This window comes from Phyllobacterium sp. T2-21 (assembly GCF_055378485.1).
Map to the genome: position 1 here is coordinate 279,269 of NZ_AP027913.1, position 20,858 is coordinate 300,126.

Genomic DNA, 20,858 nt, shown 5'->3' on the forward strand with positions numbered 1-20,858 from the left:
CCATGAGCAAAGAAGTGGAGGATTGGTCAAATGGTTGAAGAAGCGAAAGGGACGAGGCCCGCTGAAAAGGTGTATTCAGAACCTGAAATTATTGCGAGACTTGAGAAAGATCTGCCACACTGGCGCTATGAGAACGGTTGGATTCGCCGGAAATACAAGACGCATGGCTGGAAATCGACCCTGATGGTCATCAATACCATCGGTCATCTGGCGGAGGCGGCCTGGCATCATCCGGATCTTAAGGCATCGTACGCCTGGGTGGAGGTGCTGTTGATGAACCATGCTGCCAAAGGCGTTACCGACAAGGACTTCGATCTTGCAGCGAAGATTGAAAGCGTTGTCCAGTGGCAGCCGGGCCAGGAGGCGGGATCGCTTGAAGGGACGCCGCAAACTGACCAGCGCTTTGCCTATATCAAGTACGACAATTGATCCCGTAAACTTTTGCATCTCCACAGGGTTCACATTCGAGAAAAAATAGCTAAGCTCAGGTTGGCACCAGAAAGTTGCGGAATATGTCGGTTGCATGGATTGGCAGCCAGCCGGTACCTTTGACGGATGCAATTCGGAATGCTGCGAAGCTTCTGGCATCATGCCGCTGCCCAGTTTTCACTCTTGATACGGATGTGCATGGTACGCGCAGCACCATCGCGCTGGCGACTATGTTGGGCGGCGCTTACGATCACGCCAAGGGTCAGGTGCTTGCAAATGAAGTTGCACTGTTCACAAATCATGGTGGCATGTTCACGACGCCGGGAGAAGCGCGCCGTCGCTCCAGCCTGATCATTCTGGTCGGTGAAATCCCGCCCCTGCACCACGACCTTTTGCAGGCCTGGGCAGCCTCGCAACCCGATCTCGGTGACAAACACAGCCGTCGCTGGTTTCACATCGCGAGCGATGAAACGAGTTCATCGCATGGCAAACTTCTGCGGCAGTTGAAGGCTAAACCGCTGCGCGGCGAGGGCCTTTCGCTGGAAGCGACACTGGCGCTTCTGCGGGTTCGATTGCAGGGCCGTCCTGCATTGTCCTCGCTGAGGAATATCGATTCTTTTGAAAAGGCCCTGGCGACCGCGCAATTCCCGGTTTTCGTGTTTTCCGGCAGTTCAGTTGAAACTGCGGGTCTCGTCATGTTGCAGGGGTTGATCGCCGACCTGAACAGAAAGGGGCGTGCCAGCAGTGTATTCCTGCCGGCTGATGACGATGCATGGGGTTCTGCCCTTGCCTCGCTGTGGATGACCGGATTTCCACCCCGGACAGGTTTTATCAATAGCCTCCCAAGCTATGACCCGGTGCAATGGGACGTCCAGCGCATGATTCATGCGAAGGAAGCGGATCTTCATGTCTGGGTGTCGGGGCGCGGCGGTCAAAGTCCCCCCAAGGGGGGAAAGGTCGCCTTGATTTCGTTGAGCCGGACCGAAGTGCCAACAGCTGGCGCGGCGGTAACGATTGCCGTTGGTCAGGCTGGGCTGGATCATGATGGTGTTGCCTATTCGAGCCGGATCGGCACGTTCAGAGCGGTACAGGCCGCCACACCGTCGCATCTGCCCAGTGTTTCAAAGGTCATAGGCCAATTGGCTGATGCATTGCCTGGAAGAAGGGAATTCGCATGCTGATCCGGTTGTCAGGTGGTGACGTCGTCGACCCCGTCAACGGCAAAACCAGCCAGCGTGACGTTTGGATCCGGGATGAGGTGCTCATCGATGCGCCAATGGGTGAAGCGGCAGATCAAACCCACGATGTTTCGGGTTGTATCGTCATGGCTGGCGCTATCGATATTCATTCCCATATCGGTGGCGGCAATGTGAATACCGCGCGCCTGCTCCTGCCGGAGCATCACGCGGCACACATCCCAAGGCCTGCCAATACGCCACTGTCGAATGCAGGTTGGTCGACTTTCCAGACTGGCTGCCTCTATGCGCAAATGGGTTTCACGACGGTGGTGGAGCCGGCCATGGCGCCCTACACCGCGTTGCATACGCATCTGGAGCTGGCCGATATTCCGATTATCGACAGGGCGACATTGGCGATACTCGGCAATGACGATTTTACCCTGTCTTTGCTGCGTGACGGCAAATCGTCGGCAATGATCGACGACTATGTGGCGTGGGTGGTCGGTTCAACACGCGCTCTTGGTGTCAAAGTCATCAATGCCGGCGCAGCTGCGGCGTTCAAGGACAATGTCCGCTCCTTCGCGCTGGATGACGTGGTTCCGGAATATGGCGTCAGCTCGCGCAAGATCGTCAAGTCGCTTCAGTCCTCCGTGACCCGGCTTGGCATCCCGCATCCGTTGCATGTCCACGCCAACAATCTCGGCATTGCCGGCAGCGCCGATACGGCGGCTGCAACCATCGCGGCAACGGAGGGTGTGCCTCTGCATCTGGCCCATCTGCAATTCTATGGCTATGGCACCGGAGGCAAGCGGAAGTTCTCGTCGGAGGCAGCGCGGCTGGCGGAAGCCGTCAATGCCAATCCCGATGTTACAATCGATGTCGGTCAGGTCATGTTCGGCCAGACCGTGACAATTTCCTCGGACGTGATGCGGCAGTTTTCTGCCATCGGCAACGCTAGTCCGAAAAAGACGGTCATCTTTGATGGCGACGGCAATGGCGGTGGCGGAATCGTGCCCTATCGCTACAAACAGGATTATTACGGTTCGCTGCAATGGGCTATCGGGCTTGAGCTCTTCTTGCTGATCACCGATCCATGGCGGGTGTTCTTCACGACCGATCATCCCAATGGCGCGCCATTCACGGCCTATCCGGAATTGTTCGAGCTGCTGATGAGCAGTGCGGCCCGCGACACGAAATCGGCGGAGCTCAATGCAGCGGCGCTTGAACTGACGACGCTCGCGTCGGTTCGTCGCGAATATACCCTGGAAGAGATCGCGATCATGACCAGGGCGGCGCCCGCCAAATTGCTTGGCCTCAAGGATCGCGGTCATCTGGGAGCAGGGGCGATTGCCGATATCGCCGTATACCGGAAGGGCAGGGATATCGCCAAAATGTTCCGCGAGGCCGCATTGGTTTTCAAGAATGGCGATCTGGTCGTTAAAAATGGCAAGGTCAGTCGATATCGTTGGGGCAAAACGCTTCGGCTCAATCCGCCGCCCGACAAGGCGATAATCAAGCGCATGAAGACCTATCACGAAGAGCGTTATGGACTGTCACTGGACTGGTTCACATTTCCGGATTCTGCCATCCAGCGCGACGAACCGTTTGCCGAGGTGCCATGCAACAGCTGAGCCGCAATGGCGTTCTTATTGACGATACCTTCGCCGAAGCTTTCGGCATGCGTGCGACGGCGATCATCATCACCGCGCCGACCCTGAAATGGGCGCGGCAGGCCGCCATCACCATGACAGGCTATGCGACCTCGGTCATTGGCTGCGGTTGCGAGGCCGCGATTGATGTCGATTTGCCCGCATCCAAGACGCCGGACGGACGGCCGGGATGCCGCGTGATGATTTTTGCCATGGGAACCGACGATCTGCAGAAGCAATTGAAAAGCAGGCTTGGCCAATGTGTGCTGACTTCGCCGGGAAGTGCCTGCTTTGCCGGTCTTGAAGGGACGGCTCCGCTCGACCTCGGCAATTCGCTGCGCTACTTCGGCGACGGCTGGCAGATATCAAAGAAATTTGGCGGAAAGCATTATTGGCGCGTTCCCGTCATGGATGGCGAGTTCCTGTGTGAAGCAACAACGGGGCTGACCAAGCTTGCGGTTGGCGGTGGCAATCTGCTGTTTCTCGCGGCTGATAACACCAAAGCCTTGAATGCGGCGGAATACGCGGTTGCCGCCATCGAGAAAGTAGCGGGGGCGATCATGCCATTTCCCGGCGGCATCGTTCGTTCGGGTTCGAAAGTGGGCGGAAAATACAAGGGGATGATGGCTTCTACCAATGACGCCTTTGCACCGACATTGCGCGGCGTTGTTGACAGCGCCTTGACGCCCGGGGTCAACGCGGTGCTTGAAATCGTCATTGATGGGGAAACCAGTGATGCGGTTGCAGCTGCCATGCGCGCGGGGTTGAAGGCGGCCATTGATCTTGGTCCGGAGAAGGGCGCGTTGCGGATAAGCGCTGGCAACTACGGCGGCAAGCTTGGCAAATTCCATTATCATCTGAAGGATCTGCTGCCATGAAAGCGTTGACCTTCTCGCTGTTGGCCCAACCGGTCGAACGTCTGGATCTATCATGCCTGACGCCTGCGGCTTTGGCCGGACTGACGGATGTCCAGATTGCCAAATTGCGCATCGGGACGAGCCGTAATCCGGCCCTGGTCGGCGATGTGTTCAGGATCACCGGTAAAGACGTGAACCATATCGTGTTCGAGGGCGGCAGTTCACGGTTTGACAAGGTGGGGGCAGGGTTGAGTGCCGGATCAGTCCGAGTGATGGGGGATGTCGGCAACCAGGCGGGCAGAAGGCAGTCCGGAGGCGCGCTGTATGTGGACGGGAGTGCCGGAACCCATGCCGGTTCGGGCATGATCAATGGACGGCTCGAGATCAAAGGCAATGCCGGAGACTATCTCGGTGGGCCGCTTGCCGGAGAAATCACCGGCATGGAGGGCGGCCTGTTGATCGTCCGCGGGAAGGCCGCAGATTATGCGGGGGACCGCCTTCGCCGCGGAACCATCGCGATACTCAAAGGTTGTGGCGATTATGCCGGCTATCGCATGATCGCCGGAACAATTGTCATTACCGGCCGTATCGGCGCCATGGCTGGCTATCTCATGAAGCGCGGTTCATTGCTGCTTGATCGCCCGCCTGAGAATTTGTCGCCAACTTTCATGCCGTGCGGCGAGCCGGATATCGCTTTCTCCCGTCTGTTCGATCGCTTTCTGATGGATGAGAAAATCATGGACAAGCCGCTTCTCGGTCCAAAGCCGGGAAAATATGGCGGCGATACTGCGGTGTCTGGCAAAGGGGAAGTACTATTTCGACAACAGCATCGTTGAAGGCCTGAGCCGAATTCAGTGATGGCTGCGCATGAACTGTATACTTTATTGGTGCCAATAATAGAGAAAATTGTCGACAATATCGTTGACAAAGCAAAATCCTTGTGGCCTATGGAGGGAAATAAAAGTCGCGGGCAAGCCTAGCGATGGGGCACACACGAGGAGGAAATGCCGATGACGCGACTGCGAAAATCCGTCTTGGTGGCAATGACATCATTGCTATTGTTTGGAACAGCGGCAGAGGCTGCGACACTGCGGTGGGCCGGGCAACGGGACATATTCTCCCTCGATCCCTATTCCTACGGTTCGACATCCAACCTGGCATTTCTCAATCATATCTATGAAGGCCTGGTCCGTTACTCGCCTGAGTTCAAGGTTGTTCCGGCGCTGGCCACGGAATGGCAGCTGATCGACAACAAATACTGGCGTTTCAAGCTCCGCCAGGGCGTGAAGTTCCACAATGGCGCGGATTTCAATGCTGATGACGTCATTGCATCGCTCAAGCGTGTGAGTGATCCGAGCTCACCGCTCAGGGGCAACATTCCTCTCTACGTCGGGTCGAAAAAGGTCGACAATTATACGGTCGATATTGAAGTCTCGGCGCCGTCGCCACTCTTTCTCAACGATCTGACGAACATCTTCATGTTCAATGCGCAATGGCTGATCGACAACAAGAGCGAAAAGCCCACCGACGTGGGCGCGCAAGTCGAAGGCTACACAACCTACCACACCAACGGGACCGGGCCTTTCAAGCTTGAAAGCCGCGTTCCAGACAGCAAGACAATCCTAGTCGTGAACGACGGCTGGTGGGACGAGAAGAAGCACAATATCGATCGCATCGAGTTTACACCGATTACATCCGCGGCAACGCGGGTCGCCGCTCTGTTGTCCGGCGAAGTCGATCTGGTTGATGCGGCGCCTATCCAGGATATCGGCCGGCTTGAATCGACGCCGGGCATCAAGGTCGATAAGCGCTCGGATCTGCGAACCATTTCCATCGCATTCAATCGCCGGGAAAAGCTGACGGACGGGCGTGACAATCCATTCAACGATCTGCGGGTGCGGCAGGCGTTCGATCATGCAATTGACCGGGACCTGATCAACAAGAAGGTGATGCGCGGACTGGCGCATCCCGCCGGTGCTTTGGTTGCGCCGGAGATACCGGGCTACAGCGCCGAGCTGGACAAGCCTGCAACCTATGATCCGCAATTGTCGCGCAAGCTTCTGGCTGAGGCCGGGAAGAGCGATCTTGCCTTTACCTATCTTTGCATGAGCGATGAAAGCGTGAACGAGGAGGACGTTTGCTCCGGTGTCGTCAACATGCTGACGCGTGCCGGCTTCAAGCCGACGCTCGATATCGGCCCGCGTGCCGTGCAGACACCAAAACGCTCGAGCGGTAAATCCGACGTGTACATGGTGGGCTGGGCCAACGAACCCACGCTCGATGCCTATTCGATCCTGGTTCAGGTGCTTTCCACCCGTCACGGTGCCGACGGTGTCGCAAACTATGGCGGCTGGTCCTATCCCGAACTCGACAAGATGGTCAAAGAGGCCGCCACGGAGCAGGATCGCGACAAGCGCCTGGCGATTGAAACCGCCGCGCTGAAATTTGCGAAGGATCAGGCGATCATGATCCCGCTGCACCAGCAGCCGATGGCATGGGCCATGACCAGCAAAATAGAGAACGTCGTGATCCGGGCCGACAACAAGCCGCGGCATTGGCTGACACGCATGACAGACTGATCTGCAGCGCCTTTGGCGCTGTCTGATAACCAAGGCAAGACCTCCGTTCAAGGAGGCGGCAAACGTCCAGAAGCGGAGCAAACCACAATGTTGAAGCAACTAGGCCTCGCGGCCACGGTGGCAATGAGCCTGATTTTTCCAGGCCAAGCCGCAACACTCAAATGGGGCGCGCCCCATGACATATACTCGCTCGATCCATATTCCTACGGTGACAGCTATACGCTTGCTTTCCTGAACCACGTCTATGAAGGCCTGGTCCGGTACGATGCCAAGCTGAAGATTGAGCCAGCCCTTGCCACATCGTGGGAGACGGTGTCGGACACGGTCTGGCGGTTTCATCTGCGCAAGGGCGTGAAATTCCACAACGGCGCGGGTTTTACCGCCGATGACGTCTTGGCGTCGCTCACCCGCGTGAGTGACAAGACCTCGCCCTTGCGTGGAAATCTGCCTGCCTACAAATCTGCAAAAAAGGTCGATGACTACACGATCGACATCGAGTTGACGGGTCCGTACCCGCTTCTGCTCAACGATCTGACCAACATTCACATTTTCAACGCCGCTTGGCTTGCGGAGAACAATTCGTTGAAGCCGACCGACGTCGGCGCAAAGCTCGAGGGCTATGCGACCTACCATGCCAATGGCACAGGCCCCTTCACCATTGAAAGCCGGGTGCCGGACAGCAAGACGGTTCTCGTCAAGAATCCGAATTGGTGGGACAAGTCCGAAACCAATATAGACCGTATCGAGTTCACCCCGATAACATCGGCAGCCACCCGCGTTGCGGCTCTCCTGTCGGGGGAGATCAATTTTACGGATAACGCGCCCTCCCAGGACCTGCCCCGCCTCTCGGCCCAACCCGAACTTAAGGTCATGGAACGGACCGATCTGCGGACGGTCATGATGGGGTTCAATCGCAAGCCGAAGCTCACCAACGGCGATGATAATAAGTTCAATGATCTGCGTGTCCGGCAGGCATTCGCCCATGCGCTGGACCCGCAACTGATCCAGAAGCGGATCATGCGCGGTAAATCGCGTACGGCCGGTGCGATTATTGCACCGGAAATTCCGGGCTATACCGAGGCGCTCGACAAGCCGGTTTCCTACGATCCGGAACTGTCCAAGAAGCTGTTGGCAGAGGCCGGGGCAAAGGATTTCGCTTTCACGCTTGTGTGCACGACAGACGCCTATGTCAACGAGGAGGAGCTCTGCCAGGGCATGGTCAACATGCTGAGCCGTGCCGGGTTCAAGCCGCAGCTTGACATTGCACCGGTGGCGGCACAAACGCCCAAACGGACCAATGGCAAGGCTGATGTCTATCTGATCGGTTGGGCCAATGAGCCGATGCTCGACAGCTACTCCATTCTGCTGCAGATGATTGAGACGAAGTCGGACAATGCCGGTGTCTTCAATTGGGGCGGCTGGAGCTATCCCGAAATCGACAAGCTGGTCATACAGGCCTCGACGGAGATGGACAGGAACAAGCGGCTGGCGCTGCAGACCAAGGCCCTGCAGATGGTCAAGGATGAGATCATCATGCTTCCCTTGCACCAGCAGCCCATGGCTTGGGTGATGACGGACAAGATCGATCATATCGTTCAACTGCCCGACAACAAGCCCCGTCACTGGTTGACGCATTTTGCCAAGTAGACGTGGCGCTCTGCCTTGACGGGTTCAAGGCAGACAGAATTAAGGGAGGCGACAGATGCTGGTTTTTATTGTGAGGCGCTTGGCAAACGCAATCCTGGTGATGCTCGCAGTGGCTATGCTCGCCTTCCTGATTTTCCGGCTCGCCGGCGATCCGGTTGAGCTTATGGCGAATGAACAGATGACGCAGGCCGATCGCGACAATCTGCGTGAACGCCTGGGTCTCAACGATAACCTGCCCACCCAGTATATCCGCTTTGTCATCCATGCGGCTGAGGGCAATTTCGGTATCTCCTATCGCAATGGCCAGGATGTTCTGACGCTGATCGCTGACCGGTTTCCCGCAACCCTGGAACTGGTGCTGGTGGCAACACTGATTTCTCTGGTGTTCGGCATTCCTCTTGGCGTTCTTACCGCGATCAAGCGCGGCAAATGGTACACCGAAGGGCTTCAGTTCCTCTCCATCGTCGGTGTGTCGTTGCCCAGTTTCGTCGTCGGTATCCTGCTGATCCTGGTGTTCTCGGTCAGCATGGGGTGGCTGCCGGCATTCGGACGCGGCGACGTCGTCAGACTTGGCTGGTGGTCGACCGGGTTGCTGACATCGTCTGGACGGGCCGCCCTCATCCTGCCGTCAATCGCGCTGTCGCTTTACCAGATCACGCTGATCATGCGGCTGGTGCGGGCCGAAATGCTGGAGGTGCTCCGGTCCGACTACATTAAATTCGCCCGGGCGAGGGGCATTCCCCGCTGGCGCATCTATTTCCGCCACGCGCTGAGAAACTGCCTCATGCCGGTTGTCACGATGACGGCAATGAATGTGGGCTCATTGATCGCTTTCGCACTCATCACGGAAACCGTGTTCCAGTGGCCGGGTATGGGCATGCTGTTCATCCAGGCTGTAACATTCATCGATATCCCCGTAATGGCGGCCTATCTGTGCATCATCTCTTTCATTTTCGTTGTTCTGAATATGCTCGTGGATATCGCTTATGCGGTCATTGATCCGCGTTTGCGCAGCACACGCTAGCCCCAGAGTCAGGGACCTGTCCGATGACAACAGACGTATCGAAGACACCGAAAGCGCCAAGGCCTGCACGAGCGCCCCTACTCAGGCGCATGCGCAACAGCGACCTCTGGTGGTCATTCACGCATAGCAAGGTAGCAATTGCGGGTGCCATCATTCTGGCAATCCTGATCTTGACGGCCCTGTTTGCGCCGCTGATCGCGGCTCAAAACCCCTATGACGGGGCACAGCTGGACATGTGGAAGGCGGAGCTGCCGCCGATCTGGGAGCAAAACGGTGAATGGCCCTACTTGCTTGGAACCGATACGCAAGGCCGCGATATGCTCTCGGCCATCCTTTACGGGACACGCATTTCGATTTTCATCGGCATAGCGTCGGTCGCCCTGTCCCTGGTGATCGGCATGAGTGCCGGCCTCGTGGCGGGTTATTTCGGCGGCTTTGTCGATAACCTTCTGATGCGCATCGGCGATGTCACGCTTTCGATCCCTACCATTCTCGTCGCCATACTGGTTTCGACGGTCGTTCGGCAAATGCTTCCCGCGGATCTTCGGGAAATGGGGGCTTCGGCCGTGCTGGTGTTTGCTATCGCGCTGTCGGCATGGGTTCAGTATGCGCGCACGGTGCGCGCCCAGACGATTGTGGAGAGCGGCAAGGACTATGTGCACGCAGCCAGGCTGATCAAGGTACCGGCTCGCCGGATCATGGCCAACCATATCCTGCCAAACACGCTCACACCGGTCCTTGTGGCAGCGACATTGAACTTCGGCATGGCGATTCTGACTGAGGCGACGCTGTCTTTCCTCGGCATAGGCATGCCACCCAGCCAGCCGTCGCTCGGAACCTTGATCCGCATCGGCAACCAATTCCTGTTTTCCGGTTCGTGGTGGATCGTGCTGTTTCCCGTGCTCCAGCTTTGCCTTCTCGTCGTTGCGGTGAACCTGCTGGGCGACTGGTTGCGCGACGCTCTAAACCCGAAATTGAGGTAGATGACACATGACCAATCTATTGCTCCGTAATGTACGGCCCATGGCCGGCGACAGCTGTGATGTCCTGATCAAGGATGGAAAGATCGCTGGTTTCGGTCAATTCGCACCGGAGCCGGGCGTACCGGTCGAGGATGGAGGCAACTCCATCGTCATTCCGGGCCTCATCGATGCCCACACCCACCTCGACAAGACGACATGGGGCATGCCGTGGCACGAAAACAACCGGGCGGCCGTGCTGCGCGAGCGCATTGATTTTGAGCGCGAGAACCGCAGTGCGATCGGCATTGATCCGCACCGGCAGTCCATGCGGCATGCGATCGGGCTGGCGGCGCATGGTGCAACCCATATCCGCAGCCATGTCGATATCGACCCGACCCACGGCCTGTCCATCGTGGAAGGCGTTTGGGAAACCCGCGAGAAATTGCGCGGTATCATCGATATCGAAATCGTTGCCTTCCCCCAGTCCGGTGTCATGGTCATGCCCGGCACCGCCGAACTGCTTGACGAGGCGCTACGGCAAGGCTGCGAGGTGCTGGGAGGTATCGATCCCTGCGGTATCGATCGCGACCCGAAGGGCCAGCTCGACACGATATTTACGCTTGCCGTCAAACATCAACGGCCGATCGATATTCATCTGCACGAGGTCGGGGATCTCGGCGCATTCACCATGGAGCTCATTTTTGAGCGTATCCGCGCAAACGGCATGCAGGGTAAAGTTGCCATTAGCCATGCGTTCGCACTCGGGATGAACGACTATCTGCGGGTCGGAAAGCTGATGGATGAACTCGCAGCACTCGATGTGGCGATCCTCACCACGGGCGCGCCGTCTGCTTCGGTTCCATCGGTCATGCGACTGAAGGAAGCCGGCATACGCGTCGGCGGCGGCTGCGATGGCATTCGCGACACCTGGGGGCCGTGGGGCCAGCCCGACATGCTCGACCGTGCCAAGATCATCGGTATGAAAAACGGGCTGCGGAAAGACCGCGAACTTGAACATGTTCTGCATATCGTTTCGCAGGGCGGCGCTGACGTGATGCAGATCGAGGGTTATGGTCTGCAAGTCGGGTGTACGGCCGATCTGACCCTTTTGACGGGTGAAACCCTGGCGCATGCGGTTGTCGACATTGCCCCGCGTCCGCTGGTCATCAAGGGCGGACGTGTCACGGCACGGCAAGGCCAAGCCATTGTGGACATGCCATGACAAAAGCCGGATTCGAGACGCTGACGCTTGGCCGCAGGCCCGAAGGGCGGACGCTGCTGACTGCCGATTGGGTGCTTGGCCATCGTGATGGGGCCCATAGGCTTGTCCATAAAGGAGAAGTTGTGTTCGAGAACGGCGAAATTCTGTTCGTCGGGCATCACTTTCCGGGGGAGGTGGCACGCCATGTCGATTTCGGGAGATCGCTGATCAGTCCGGGTTTCATCGACCTCGACGCACTTTCCGATCTCGACACGACGATCCTCGGCATCGACAACCATCCGGGTTGGGCCAAGGGGCGGGTCTGGCCCCGCTCTTATGTCGAGGCTGGCCCCTACGAGATGTATACGCCGGAAGAGCTGGCCTTCCAGAAGCGGTTTGCCTTCGGTCAGCTTCTGCTGAACGGCATAACCACCGCCGCGCCGATCGCGTCGCTGTTCTATCGCGAGTGGGGTGAGACCGTTGCCGAGTTCGATGCCGCTGCCGATGCAGCTGGAGACCTCGGCTTGCGGGTCTATCTCAGTCCCGCCTACCGTTCGGGTGGCATGGTCCTTGAAAGCCCGGGCCAGATACGACCGGTATTCGATGAGCAGCGCGGCCTGCGTGGTCTGGAAGATGCCGTGCGCTTCATCGAACGGCAGACCGGGCGTCACGGAGATCTCGTGCGGGGGATGCTTGCGCCCGACCGCGTCGAGACATGCACGGCTGGATTGCTGCAACGCACCGACGCCGCAGCGCGCGAACTCGGTTGCAAGATTCGCCTGCATATGGCGCAAGGCGCCATGGAGGTCGATACGGTCCGTGCGCTGCATGGCTCAACAGCGCCGGTCTGGCTCGCGCAATCGGGACTTTTGAGCGAGCGGCTGATTGCGCCGCACGCAACCAACGCAACGGACGAAGATCTTCGCCTTTATGCGGCCAACGGTGTTTCAATTGTGCATTGTCCGCTGGTGTCTGCCCGTGGCGGCAATACGCTGAACTCGTTTTCCGCATGCCGCAACCGCGGGATCAATATTGCGATGGGTACCGACACGGCACCGGCCGACATGTTGATGAATCTGCTCATCGGCCTGATCACATCGCGTATCAATGACGGGGTGCCGGACCGGGTGCGCAGCGCTGATCTTTTCGACGCCGCAACGCTTGGCGGTGCGCGGGCGCTCGGCAGAACGGACCTCGGCCATCTTTCGCAGGGCGCGCGCGCGGATATTGCGGTGTTCGGCCTTGACGATGCGATCATGGCGCCATCGATCGATCCGATCACGACGCTTGTTACCGGCGGGTCTGGCAAGGTGACACGGGCGGCCTTTGTCGATGGGCGTCCTTCCATGCTGTTCGGTGAGGTTGCAGGCATCGACATGATGTCTGCCCGGGAACGCATACAGAAACAGTTTGACGGACTGATTGCCAAATATCCCGAGCGAAGCTGGGCGCATCCATCGGTCGCCGAAATATTCCCTCCGAGTTATCCAATAGAGAGCAGCGCACATGGGTGAAACAATGGATCAGCCCATCCTTGAGGTTCGCAATCTCACGGTGGAATTCCCCGGGCGCCACGGAACAGTGGCCGCGCTTTCGGATGTGAGTCTCGACATCCGGGCAGGCGAGATCCTTGGCGTGGTCGGCGAATCCGGAGCCGGCAAGTCGATGACCGGTCTGGCCATTCAAGGTCTGCTTGAGCGCCCCGGACATATCAGCGGCGGCGAAATCTGGCTCGAAAATCGCCGGATTGATACGCTTGACGACTATGAGATGGAAAAAATCCGCGGCCGCAAAATCGGTGCGATCTTTCAGGATCCGCTGACCTCGCTGAACCCGCTGTTCACGGTGGGTGCCCAACTGAGCGAGACAATCCGCCAGCATCTCAACATGAGCAAATCGCAGGCGAAAGCCCGGGCGATCGAATTGCTCGGAGAGGTCGGCATTCCTTCTCCGGATGAGCGGGTGAACCATTATCCGCACCAGTTCTCGGGCGGGATGCGGCAGAGAGTGGTCATCGCCCTGGCACTCGCGGCCTCGCCCAAGCTGGTGATCGCCGATGAGCCAACCACGGCGCTGGACGTATCCATTCAGGCGCAGATCATTTCGCTGCTGCGTAAACTTTGCAAGGAGAAGCGCACGGCTGTCATGCTGGTCACCCATGATATGGGTGTCATCGCAGAAGCAGCCGACAGGGTGGCGGTCATGTATGCGGGCCGGTTGATCGAGGTTGGTTCGGTCAATCAGGTGTTGCACGCGTCGGCGCATCCCTACACGCGCGGCCTTATGGCTTCCATTCCGGCACTTGCTGCCCGCGTGGAGCGCCTCAACCAGATCGACGGATCCATGCCCCGGCTTGACGCGATTCCGGATGGGTGTGCTTTCAATCCGCGCTGCAAATCGGTCGGACCGCGCTGTATTCGAGAGCAACCTGAACTCATGCCGGCGGGCGATGGCGCAAGCGCCTGCTGGCTCAATGCGGGAGGAACAGCATGACCGGGACCGGACAAAAAATGCCGGCTTTTACCGCCGAACGTCTCGTCAAGACATTCGATGTCTCGGCACCGTGGCTGAGCCGGGTTATCGAGCGCAAGCCGCGTCAGCTTCTGCAAGCCGTCAATGACATCAGCTTCACCGTGCCCACAGGCGGATGCCTCAGCATCGTCGGAGAAAGCGGCTGCGGCAAATCAACGGTTGCGCGTCTTGTAACCGGGTTGCACAAACCCAGCAGTGGCGAACTTCGCTTTGCACCGGGACGCAATGGGGCGCCACTTTCGGTGCAGATGATCTTCCAGGATCCCTATGCCTCGCTCAATCCCCGATGGCGTGTGAAGAACATCGTTGCCGAGCCGCTGCGCGAGATGAAGTTGCTCAAAACGTCGAATGAAATCGCTGATCGCGTTGAGGAACTGCTCGAGACCGTCGGGCTATCGGCTTCGGATGGCGAAAAATATCCGCATGAGTTTTCGGGCGGTCAACGCCAGCGTATTTCAATCGCACGGGCGCTGGCCAGCGAACCCGAATTCCTCGTATGCGACGAGCCGACATCTGCGCTCGATGTGTCGGTGCAGGCACAGGTTCTCAACCTTATGCGCAAGCTGCAGGACGAACTTGGCCTTACCTATCTGTTCATCAGCCATGACATGAGCGTTGTCAGGCATATGTCGGACCGCATAGCGGTCATGTATCTCGGGCGTATCGTCGAAGAGGGGGATACGGAAGAGCTGTTTGCCAATCCGCGGCATCCCTACACGCGGCTTCTCCTGCAGACGATCCCCAATGTGCAGCAGCCGAACAGGGACCGGGTCGTTGGCGGCGGCGAGGTGCCGAGCCCGCTCAAGCCGCCATCCGGCTGTACTTTCCACCCGCGGTGTCCGGTTGCCATTGGACGCTGCTTGGCCGAAGTGCCAGAGGTTCGTACTCTCCAGGGCGGCACGCGCGTGGCATGCCATCTGGTCGAGGAGAAGATGGCAACTGCCGCAGAATGACGGTCGGCGGTTCAGGCCAGCGCGGAACGCAAATCATGCGGAAGATCGCGGATTTCGCTCAGATCGAGCTCAGCCTCCACATGTTCAAGGTGGTGCTCCATGAGCCCTGTTGCCTTGGAAAGATCGCCATTTGCGATTGCGTCGACAATTTCGGCGTGTTCGTCCGGCCCGCAGTTGAAGCGATTGGTGTTGCGGTAGACCGCAGTGATGAGGGAACTTCTTGCGATCAGATCGCGCATCGTGGCGAAAAGAAAGTCCGAGTTCGCGACCTCCGCAAGCAAGAGATGGAAGCCGCCTGACAGCTTGATGATATCGGTCGTGCTATCCTGTGCATTGGCGGTTCGTTCCTTGGAAACATGGGTTCGCAGCCGCGTGACGTTTACCTTGGAGATTGATTTGCAAAGCCGCTCGACAATACAGCGTTCGACCGCACGGCGGACAAAGAAGACATCCCGTGCTTCATCCACCGAAGGTTGGCAGACAAATGCGCCGCGGTTCGGGATGATCGTGACGAGCCCATCCCGTTCAAGTGCAACCAATGCCTGGCGGATGCGGGCACGACTGACGTCGAAGATCGCTGCCAGTTGCCCTTCCTTAAGTTGCACGCCGGGCCGAAGCCTGCGCTCGGCAATGGAAAGCCATACCCGTTCAACAATCTGCTGTGTTGAAGCCCCTGTTTGTTCAGTCATGTATCTGTCTCCCGATTGTGACAGACAATCGCGATCAAATGGAAAATGTCAACTCGTTTTGTCTGCATGATTGTAGACAATAATGCCCAATAATTGTATACTATATAGCGAAACGGGAGAGTCGGCATGCAGTTTGATTTTACAGAGCTTGAACCGGAGAGCCGATATCGTCTGCTGACGAATTTTATCGGCCCGCGGCCGATCGCCCTGGTAACGACCCGTTCAAGCGCCGGTCACAGCAACGCGGCGCCCATGAGCTTCTTCAACGTGTTCTCGCATGATCCGCCGATCCTGATCCTCGGTGTACAACCACGGCCGTCGGGGGAAGAGAAAGACACGATCGCCAATATCCGCCGGACGGGTGAATTTGCCGTCAACATGGTGGATATGAGCATGGCGCAGCAGATGCTCATTTGCGGGCTGGGTTTCGACAGCGAGGTCGATGAACTGGAGATGGCTGGTCTGGAGGCAGCCGCATGCAATCAAATCGATGCAACGTATGCTGCCACGGCTCCCTGCGCCCTGGAATGCCGCGTCGAGCGCCTGATCGAATTTCCAAAGCGGGTGCTTGTCCTTGGCGAAGTCGTCCACATGCATGTGCGCCGCGATTGCCTTGACGCGGAGGGGCGCTACGTCAATCCGGACGTTTATCAGCCCATCGCCCGTCTCCACGCTGATAATTACATCACCTCCGATCGACAGTTCGTTCTGGCGGCTCCGCCAATTGCCGATTTTACCAAATCCCGCCGCGATTAAGTGGCGCTGAAGGAACTCGACCGTGCATATTCTTCTCATCAATCCAAACTCCACTGCGTCCATGACTTCCCAGGTTCTGGAAAGTGCCGTCCGGGTGGCCTATCCGACAACGCGCGTCACCGCAGTCAATCCCGTGGATACGCCGGTGAGCATCGAGGGCGGGGCCGACGAGGCCATGGCTGTTCCGGCCATGCTTTCCGAAATACGCAAAGGGCAGGCGCAAGGCGTGGATGCCTATGTCATCGCCTGCTTCGATGATCCCGGCCTGCATGCGGCTCGCGAGATTGCACGCGGCCCCGTGATCGGCATCTGCCAGGCCGCCATACAGGTCGCGATGACGATCAGCCGGCGCTTCACGGTGATCACGACATTGCCCCGCTCCATTCCGATCATCGAAGATCTGGTCAGTGCTTACGGCGCGAACCATCATTGCCGCAACGTGCGCGCCATCAATCTGCCGGTGCTGGGACTGGATGAAGACCCGGTCGAGGCAGAGCGTCTTCTCGTGCTTGAAATCGGCAAGGCGAAACTGGAAGACCGCGCGGAAGCGATCGTTCTTGGTTGTGCGGGCATGTCGTTGTTGTGCGACCGGCTCAGTGCCGCGACCGGTATTCCCGTCATTGACGGCGTCACGGCGGCCGTCAAGGTTGCCGAAGCGCTGGTCGGGGCCGGATACAAGACATCCAAGGTGAATGGCTATGATTTCCCCCGGATCAAATCGCCGTCCCCCGCATCGAACGTGGAGCAGGTGGGCAATTTGGCGTGATCAACCCGTCAAGGTAGCGGCCGGTATGGGTTGCCGGCCCGGGTTTCTAGAGGTGTTCAGCCTTCAGAACGGAGACTGCAACTTCGCTGTTGTGAATATATTCATGGGCATCCGGTTGCCCTTGAATAAGCAGGATGAACAACAGGTCGGTCAGCGTCAGTTGCGCATCCCTTGCGGTGATGGATGAAGAGCGAACGCGTTCTTCATCGGCAAAGGTGTAAAGCCGGATGTCCGCCACGCGGCTCAATGGATTGTCCTTCAGCCCGGTCACGGCAATGACGGTCGCGCCGCGCTGGCTGGCAAGCTCGGCAATGCGCAACGTCTCGATACTGTCACCCGAATAGGAGAGGGCGAACAAGACGTCATCAGCTCCAAGCGTGGATGCGTTGGCCATCTGGACATGGCTGTCACTGTCGTGCAGCACATTGCGCCCGAGCTTCATCAGCTTATAGGCAAAATCCCGTGCCACCAGCGAGGATGCGCCGACGCCTGCCATATGAATGCGCCGGGCCTTGCGCAGGATGTCCAAAGCGATGCCGATGTCTTTTTCATTGTTGACGGCAACCGTCTGCTGCATCGACAATTGTTTGCTGCCGATCAGTTTCTGCAGGATCACGAGATAGCTGTCGCCTATTTCGATCGTGCCGTGGATCATTCCCGCCGGAGCTGTCCATTCCTGTGCCTTGGCTTCGCTGACCGCGAGCTTCAGCTCCATGTAGCCGGCATAGCCGAGCTTCTGGCTGAACTTCACCACACTGGACTGGCTTCGGCCCGTCTCCACGGCCAGAGCAGCCGATGACAGCCGCAGCATCTGATCCGGATTGTCGATGATGAACTGCCCGATCTGGCGATCGGCAGGCGCCATGGAGTCCAACTGTGCATTGATTTTTTGCAGTATAGACATGCGTTCCTTTGCGCGTTGGCAGTTCAGGCTGCTCGCGCCAAAGCGCGGACCTATGGAATAATCGGAGCCTTCAAGCGCGCCGAAATGACATACCTACCGTCAATTCAAAGCACTGGCTACTCCTCGCAATGGCGTCAGAAGCGTTCCCGATAAAAGCACCGCGCCGCAAACAATCTGACGTAGAATAATATATTCCTAAATCAATTGACACCGTGGAATGATCAATTAGTTTTTGTGTATCGCCATGATGGTTGCACCGTCTATACCGGACGCAGCCTGCGGGTGAAGAGGGTGTCGAACGAAACCCACCCTGTTTTCATGCTCCTCAGATCAGGCAGTGGTTATCATGGATAGATTACGGATCATCGGGGGAAACAGGCTGGAAGGCGCGGTGACGATTTCCGGCGCGAAAAATGCGGCACTCCCGCAAATCGCCGCTGCGCTGCTGAGTCCCTATCCGCTGGAACTGACCAATCTGCCGGCTGTCAACGATGTCGAGAACATGCTGGGCGTGGTGCAACTCCACGGCGCGCGCATTGACCGGTCGCCGCATGCGGCAACCATCGATACAAGCGCCGTTGTGTCGAAGGAAACATCCTATGACACTGTCAGGCGAATGCGTGCGACCATACTGGTTCTTGGGCCGCTGCTCGCCCGCTTCGGGCATGCCAGGGTTTCGCTGCCGGGCGGGTGTGCAATTGGTGCCCGGCCCGTCAACATGCATGTCAGTGCACTTGCCGCGCTTGGCGCCGATATTGCCATCGAGAACGGCGTCATCGTTGCATCTGCGCAGGGTTCGTTGAAGGGAACCCGTATTGTTCTCAGTTCTCCCTCTGTGGGGGCGACTGAAACGGCCATGATGGCGGCCACCGCAGCAATAGGTGAAACCGAAATCCTCAATGCTGCACGCGAACCGGAAGTGGTTGACCTCGCCGCCTGCCTCAATGCGATGGGAGCCCGCATTGAAGGGGCCGGGACGCATCGCATCCTTGTGGAAGGTGATACGACATGGCGCTCCGCCCGGCATGCTATCATCCCTGACCGGATAGAGGCGGGCACCTATGCAATCGCTGCGGCCATTACCGGCGGCCAGCTCGAGCTGACCCATGCCCGCCTGGAGCATCTGGCTTCCGTCGTGCAGGCGCTTGAAACGGCAGGTGTCAGCGTCTGGCCCAGCGACCGGGGCCTGATTGTGTCTCGGGAGGGGCCGCTGAAGGCCGTGGACATCACCACGGAGCCCTATCCGGGGTTCCCCACGGATCTCCAGGCCCAGTTCATGGCATTGACGTGCCAGAGCCAGGGCGCATCGCTGCTGCGCGAAACCATATTCGAAAACCGCTTCATGCACGTCCCGGAGCTCATGCGTCTGGGGGCGAACATAACGCTGCAGGGAACGACCGCGCTGGTGCGCGGCGGGGAACCGCTGCATGGTGCGCAGGTCATGGCGACGGACTTGCGGGCTTCCGTCTCGCTCGTTCTGGCGGGGCTCGTTTGCGAAGGTGAGACGATCATCAACCGGGTGTATCACCTTGATCGCGGCTATGAGCAACTGGATCGCAAGCTTCGGCTCTGCGGCGCGGATATCGAGCGGATCAGCTCATGAGCGACGCGAAGCATGAGAAGCCGTTTTTTCTTGGCGTCGATGGCGGCGGCACGGGCTGCCGCGCCCGCATCGAAGACGGCTTTGGTGCGGTCCTCGGCCAAGGGCTCTCCGGACCTGCGACAACCCGTCTTGGCGTGGACGCGGCCTGGGCGTCCGTTGCCAGCGCCTTTACCTCGGCAATAGCGGAAGCCGGTTTCACGGAGCGGGAAACCGCACGCATACATGCCGGTATCGGTCTTGCCGGCATCGGCCGCAAAGGCGCGCTCGAGGCGCTTCGGGCTATCCCTCATCCGTTTGCCAGCATCGCTTTCACGAGCGATGGCGTTGCTGCCTGTCTGGGGGCACACTCCGGCGCGGATGGCGCGATCGTCATTGCCGGAACGGGTTCCATCGGCCTCGGTTTTGCCGAAGGGCGCGATCTGCGGGTTGGCGGCTATGGCTTTCCAATATCTGATGAGGGCAGTGGCGCGGATCTCGGATTGAAGGCCGTTCAACTCGCGTTGCGGGCTTTCGATGGCCGCCACGAACAGAGCGCATTGCTGGGCGAAGTGATGCAGCGGTTCCAGAACGACCCTGTGGAGGTGGTTGCGTGGATGGATCGGGCGACAGCGACCGATTATGCCGTCCTTGCGCCCATGGTGATGCGCCATGCCGATCAGGGTGACATGGTGGGGCGGCGTCTGGTTCAGGGAGCGGCCGAACAGATTGACTCCATCGTCCGCGCGCTGATCGAAAAAGGTGCGCCCCGCGTCACGCTTCTCGGAGGGCTGTCGACGCCACTGGAACCTTGGCTGGCTCCCGACATTCGCCGCCGCCTGAAACCAGCCGACGGTGATGCGGTTTCAGGTGCGATCATTCTGGCGAGAAAATCGTGCTGAGACTTCAGACCACGACTGCCCATCATCATTGTCGGTAAGCGGTGTTCAATCATGGCCTTCCGTTTGCGGACGGCAAGTGAACTGCCAGTTTCAGCCGAAGGATAAACACATCTGGTGAGGAATATATAATTCCAAATTTATATTGACATAAGGAATAATAAATCATAAAAAGTTAACATAAAAAGAATGAGAACTGTTGCAGCAGGGAGCGAGCGGCCGCATTCCGGATGCGGAATAGACAATTCAGCAAT

The 20,858-nt window shown here is 58.3% G+C and carries 19 protein-coding genes; 17 read left to right on the forward strand and 2 right to left on the reverse strand.

Annotated features, from left to right (window positions below):
* Nucleotides 1-30: 30 nt before the first annotated feature.
* The 13 genes from ACZ5FP_RS19495 (at nt 31) to ACZ5FP_RS19555 (ending at nt 15,011) form a co-directional block, all read left to right on the forward strand.
* A complete protein-coding gene (locus ACZ5FP_RS19495) occupies nt 31-429 on the forward strand; it encodes a 4a-hydroxytetrahydrobiopterin dehydratase (protein ID WP_464663753.1) in 399 nt (132 codons plus the stop codon).
* A gap of 83 nt (nt 430-512) precedes the next feature.
* Complete coding sequence (locus tag ACZ5FP_RS19500) at nt 513-1,610, forward strand: tungsten formylmethanofuran dehydrogenase (protein ID WP_464663755.1); 1,098 nt, start codon at nt 513-515, stop codon at nt 1,608-1,610.
* Nucleotides 1,604-3,238 carry a formylmethanofuran dehydrogenase subunit A gene (locus ACZ5FP_RS19505; RefSeq protein ID WP_464663756.1) on the forward strand — a complete coding sequence of 545 codons (1,635 nt, stop codon included), beginning with the start codon at nt 1,604-1,606 and terminating at the stop codon, nt 3,236-3,238. Before ACZ5FP_RS19500 ends, ACZ5FP_RS19505 begins: the two co-directional genes overlap by 7 nt.
* Nucleotides 3,226-4,134: a formylmethanofuran--tetrahydromethanopterin N-formyltransferase gene (gene fhcD, locus ACZ5FP_RS19510; protein WP_464663758.1), complete on the forward strand. Its 909-nt coding sequence runs from the start codon at nt 3,226-3,228 to the stop codon at nt 4,132-4,134. The genes ACZ5FP_RS19505 and fhcD overlap by 13 nt, the downstream gene beginning before the upstream one ends.
* Nucleotides 4,131-4,949, forward strand: coding sequence for a formylmethanofuran dehydrogenase subunit C (locus ACZ5FP_RS19515; RefSeq protein ID WP_464663759.1), 819 nt, complete (start codon nt 4,131-4,133; stop codon nt 4,947-4,949). The genes fhcD and ACZ5FP_RS19515 overlap by 4 nt, the downstream gene beginning before the upstream one ends.
* Before the next feature lie 174 nt (nt 4,950-5,123).
* Nucleotides 5,124-6,692, forward strand: coding sequence for an ABC transporter substrate-binding protein (locus tag ACZ5FP_RS19520; RefSeq protein ID WP_464663761.1), 1,569 nt, complete (start codon nt 5,124-5,126; stop codon nt 6,690-6,692).
* Between the two features lie 87 nt (nt 6,693-6,779).
* Nucleotides 6,780-8,339 carry an ABC transporter substrate-binding protein gene (locus ACZ5FP_RS19525; protein ID WP_223614329.1) on the forward strand — a complete coding sequence of 520 codons (1,560 nt, stop codon included), beginning with the start codon at nt 6,780-6,782 and terminating at the stop codon, nt 8,337-8,339.
* Between the two features lie 55 nt (nt 8,340-8,394).
* The gene (locus ACZ5FP_RS19530; RefSeq protein ID WP_464663762.1) at nt 8,395-9,363 is read left to right on the forward strand and encodes an ABC transporter permease; all 969 of its coding nucleotides are present in this window, start codon (nt 8,395-8,397) and stop codon (nt 9,361-9,363) included.
* Between the two features lie 23 nt (nt 9,364-9,386).
* Nucleotides 9,387-10,346: an ABC transporter permease gene (locus ACZ5FP_RS19535; protein WP_464663764.1), complete on the forward strand. Its 960-nt coding sequence runs from the start codon at nt 9,387-9,389 to the stop codon at nt 10,344-10,346.
* A gap of 7 nt (nt 10,347-10,353) precedes the next feature.
* Nucleotides 10,354-11,547, forward strand: coding sequence for an amidohydrolase family protein (locus ACZ5FP_RS19540; RefSeq protein ID WP_464663765.1), 1,194 nt, complete (start codon nt 10,354-10,356; stop codon nt 11,545-11,547).
* Nucleotides 11,544-13,040, forward strand: coding sequence for an amidohydrolase family protein (locus ACZ5FP_RS19545; RefSeq protein ID WP_464663767.1), 1,497 nt, complete (start codon nt 11,544-11,546; stop codon nt 13,038-13,040). The genes ACZ5FP_RS19540 and ACZ5FP_RS19545 overlap by 4 nt, the downstream gene beginning before the upstream one ends.
* Nucleotides 13,041-13,044: 4 nt before the next feature.
* Entirely contained in the window at nt 13,045-14,019 is a 975-nt protein-coding gene (locus ACZ5FP_RS19550) for an ABC transporter ATP-binding protein (RefSeq protein WP_374042630.1), read from the forward strand.
* A complete protein-coding gene (locus ACZ5FP_RS19555) occupies nt 14,016-15,011 on the forward strand; it encodes an ABC transporter ATP-binding protein (RefSeq protein WP_464663769.1) in 996 nt (331 codons plus the stop codon). Before ACZ5FP_RS19550 ends, ACZ5FP_RS19555 begins: the two co-directional genes overlap by 4 nt.
* Nucleotides 15,012-15,022: 11 nt before the next feature.
* On the opposite strand, the gene ACZ5FP_RS19560 is transcribed toward ACZ5FP_RS19555, so the two are convergent.
* On the reverse strand, nt 15,023-15,700 hold the full coding sequence (locus ACZ5FP_RS19560; protein WP_464663771.1) for a GntR family transcriptional regulator: 678 nt from the start codon (nt 15,698-15,700) through the stop codon (nt 15,023-15,025).
* 126 nt (nt 15,701-15,826) lie between these two features.
* On the opposite strand from ACZ5FP_RS19560, the gene ACZ5FP_RS19565 reads away from it, so the two are divergent.
* A complete protein-coding gene (locus tag ACZ5FP_RS19565) occupies nt 15,827-16,456 on the forward strand; it encodes a flavin reductase family protein (RefSeq protein WP_464663773.1) in 630 nt (209 codons plus the stop codon).
* 22 nt (nt 16,457-16,478) lie between these two features.
* Entirely contained in the window at nt 16,479-17,222 is a 744-nt protein-coding gene (locus ACZ5FP_RS19570; protein ID WP_288191447.1) for an aspartate/glutamate racemase family protein, read from the forward strand.
* A 46-nt stretch (nt 17,223-17,268) separates the two neighbouring features.
* On the opposite strand, the gene ACZ5FP_RS19575 is transcribed toward ACZ5FP_RS19570, so the two are convergent.
* Nucleotides 17,269-18,126 carry a MurR/RpiR family transcriptional regulator gene (locus ACZ5FP_RS19575; RefSeq protein ID WP_464663776.1) on the reverse strand — a complete coding sequence of 286 codons (858 nt, stop codon included), beginning with the start codon at nt 18,124-18,126 and terminating at the stop codon, nt 17,269-17,271.
* Between the two features lie 346 nt (nt 18,127-18,472).
* Here ACZ5FP_RS19575 and murA point away from each other — a divergent pair, with 346 nt between their 5' ends.
* On the forward strand, nt 18,473-19,729 hold the full coding sequence (gene murA, locus ACZ5FP_RS19580) for a UDP-N-acetylglucosamine 1-carboxyvinyltransferase (RefSeq protein ID WP_464663778.1): 1,257 nt from the start codon (nt 18,473-18,475) through the stop codon (nt 19,727-19,729).
* On the forward strand, nt 19,726-20,607 hold the full coding sequence (locus ACZ5FP_RS19585) for a glucosamine kinase nucleotide-binding domain-containing protein (protein ID WP_464663780.1): 882 nt from the start codon (nt 19,726-19,728) through the stop codon (nt 20,605-20,607). The genes murA and ACZ5FP_RS19585 overlap by 4 nt, the downstream gene beginning before the upstream one ends.
* Nucleotides 20,608-20,858 lie beyond the last annotated feature (251 nt).

Excerpts from the sequence above, each read along its gene's own strand:
- ACZ5FP_RS19495 (WP_464663753.1), top strand. The coding sequence starts at position 31 with ATGGTTGAAGAAGCGAAAGGGACGAGGCCCGCTGAAAAGGTGTATTCA.
- ACZ5FP_RS19500 (WP_464663755.1), top strand. The coding sequence starts at position 513 with ATGTCGGTTGCATGGATTGGCAGCCAGCCGGTACCTTTGACGGATGCA.
- ACZ5FP_RS19505 (WP_464663756.1), top strand. The coding sequence starts at position 1,604 with ATGCTGATCCGGTTGTCAGGTGGTGACGTCGTCGACCCCGTCAACGGC.
- fhcD (WP_464663758.1), top strand. The coding sequence starts at position 3,226 with ATGCAACAGCTGAGCCGCAATGGCGTTCTTATTGACGATACCTTCGCC.
- ACZ5FP_RS19515 (WP_464663759.1), top strand. The coding sequence starts at position 4,131 with ATGAAAGCGTTGACCTTCTCGCTGTTGGCCCAACCGGTCGAACGTCTG.
- ACZ5FP_RS19520 (WP_464663761.1), top strand. The coding sequence starts at position 5,124 with ATGACGCGACTGCGAAAATCCGTCTTGGTGGCAATGACATCATTGCTA.
- ACZ5FP_RS19525 (WP_223614329.1), top strand. The coding sequence starts at position 6,780 with ATGTTGAAGCAACTAGGCCTCGCGGCCACGGTGGCAATGAGCCTGATT.
- ACZ5FP_RS19530 (WP_464663762.1), top strand. The coding sequence starts at position 8,395 with ATGCTGGTTTTTATTGTGAGGCGCTTGGCAAACGCAATCCTGGTGATG.
- ACZ5FP_RS19535 (WP_464663764.1), top strand. The coding sequence starts at position 9,387 with ATGACAACAGACGTATCGAAGACACCGAAAGCGCCAAGGCCTGCACGA.
- ACZ5FP_RS19540 (WP_464663765.1), top strand. The coding sequence starts at position 10,354 with ATGACCAATCTATTGCTCCGTAATGTACGGCCCATGGCCGGCGACAGC.
- ACZ5FP_RS19545 (WP_464663767.1), top strand. The coding sequence starts at position 11,544 with ATGACAAAAGCCGGATTCGAGACGCTGACGCTTGGCCGCAGGCCCGAA.
- ACZ5FP_RS19550 (WP_374042630.1), top strand. The coding sequence starts at position 13,045 with ATGGATCAGCCCATCCTTGAGGTTCGCAATCTCACGGTGGAATTCCCC.
- ACZ5FP_RS19555 (WP_464663769.1), top strand. The coding sequence starts at position 14,016 with ATGACCGGGACCGGACAAAAAATGCCGGCTTTTACCGCCGAACGTCTC.
- ACZ5FP_RS19560 (WP_464663771.1), bottom strand. The coding sequence starts at position 15,700 with ATGACTGAACAAACAGGGGCTTCAACACAGCAGATTGTTGAACGGGTA.
- ACZ5FP_RS19565 (WP_464663773.1), top strand. The coding sequence starts at position 15,827 with ATGCAGTTTGATTTTACAGAGCTTGAACCGGAGAGCCGATATCGTCTG.
- ACZ5FP_RS19575 (WP_464663776.1), bottom strand. The coding sequence starts at position 18,126 with ATGTCTATACTGCAAAAAATCAATGCACAGTTGGACTCCATGGCGCCT.
- murA (WP_464663778.1), top strand. The coding sequence starts at position 18,473 with ATGGATAGATTACGGATCATCGGGGGAAACAGGCTGGAAGGCGCGGTG.
- ACZ5FP_RS19585 (WP_464663780.1), top strand. The coding sequence starts at position 19,726 with ATGAGCGACGCGAAGCATGAGAAGCCGTTTTTTCTTGGCGTCGATGGC.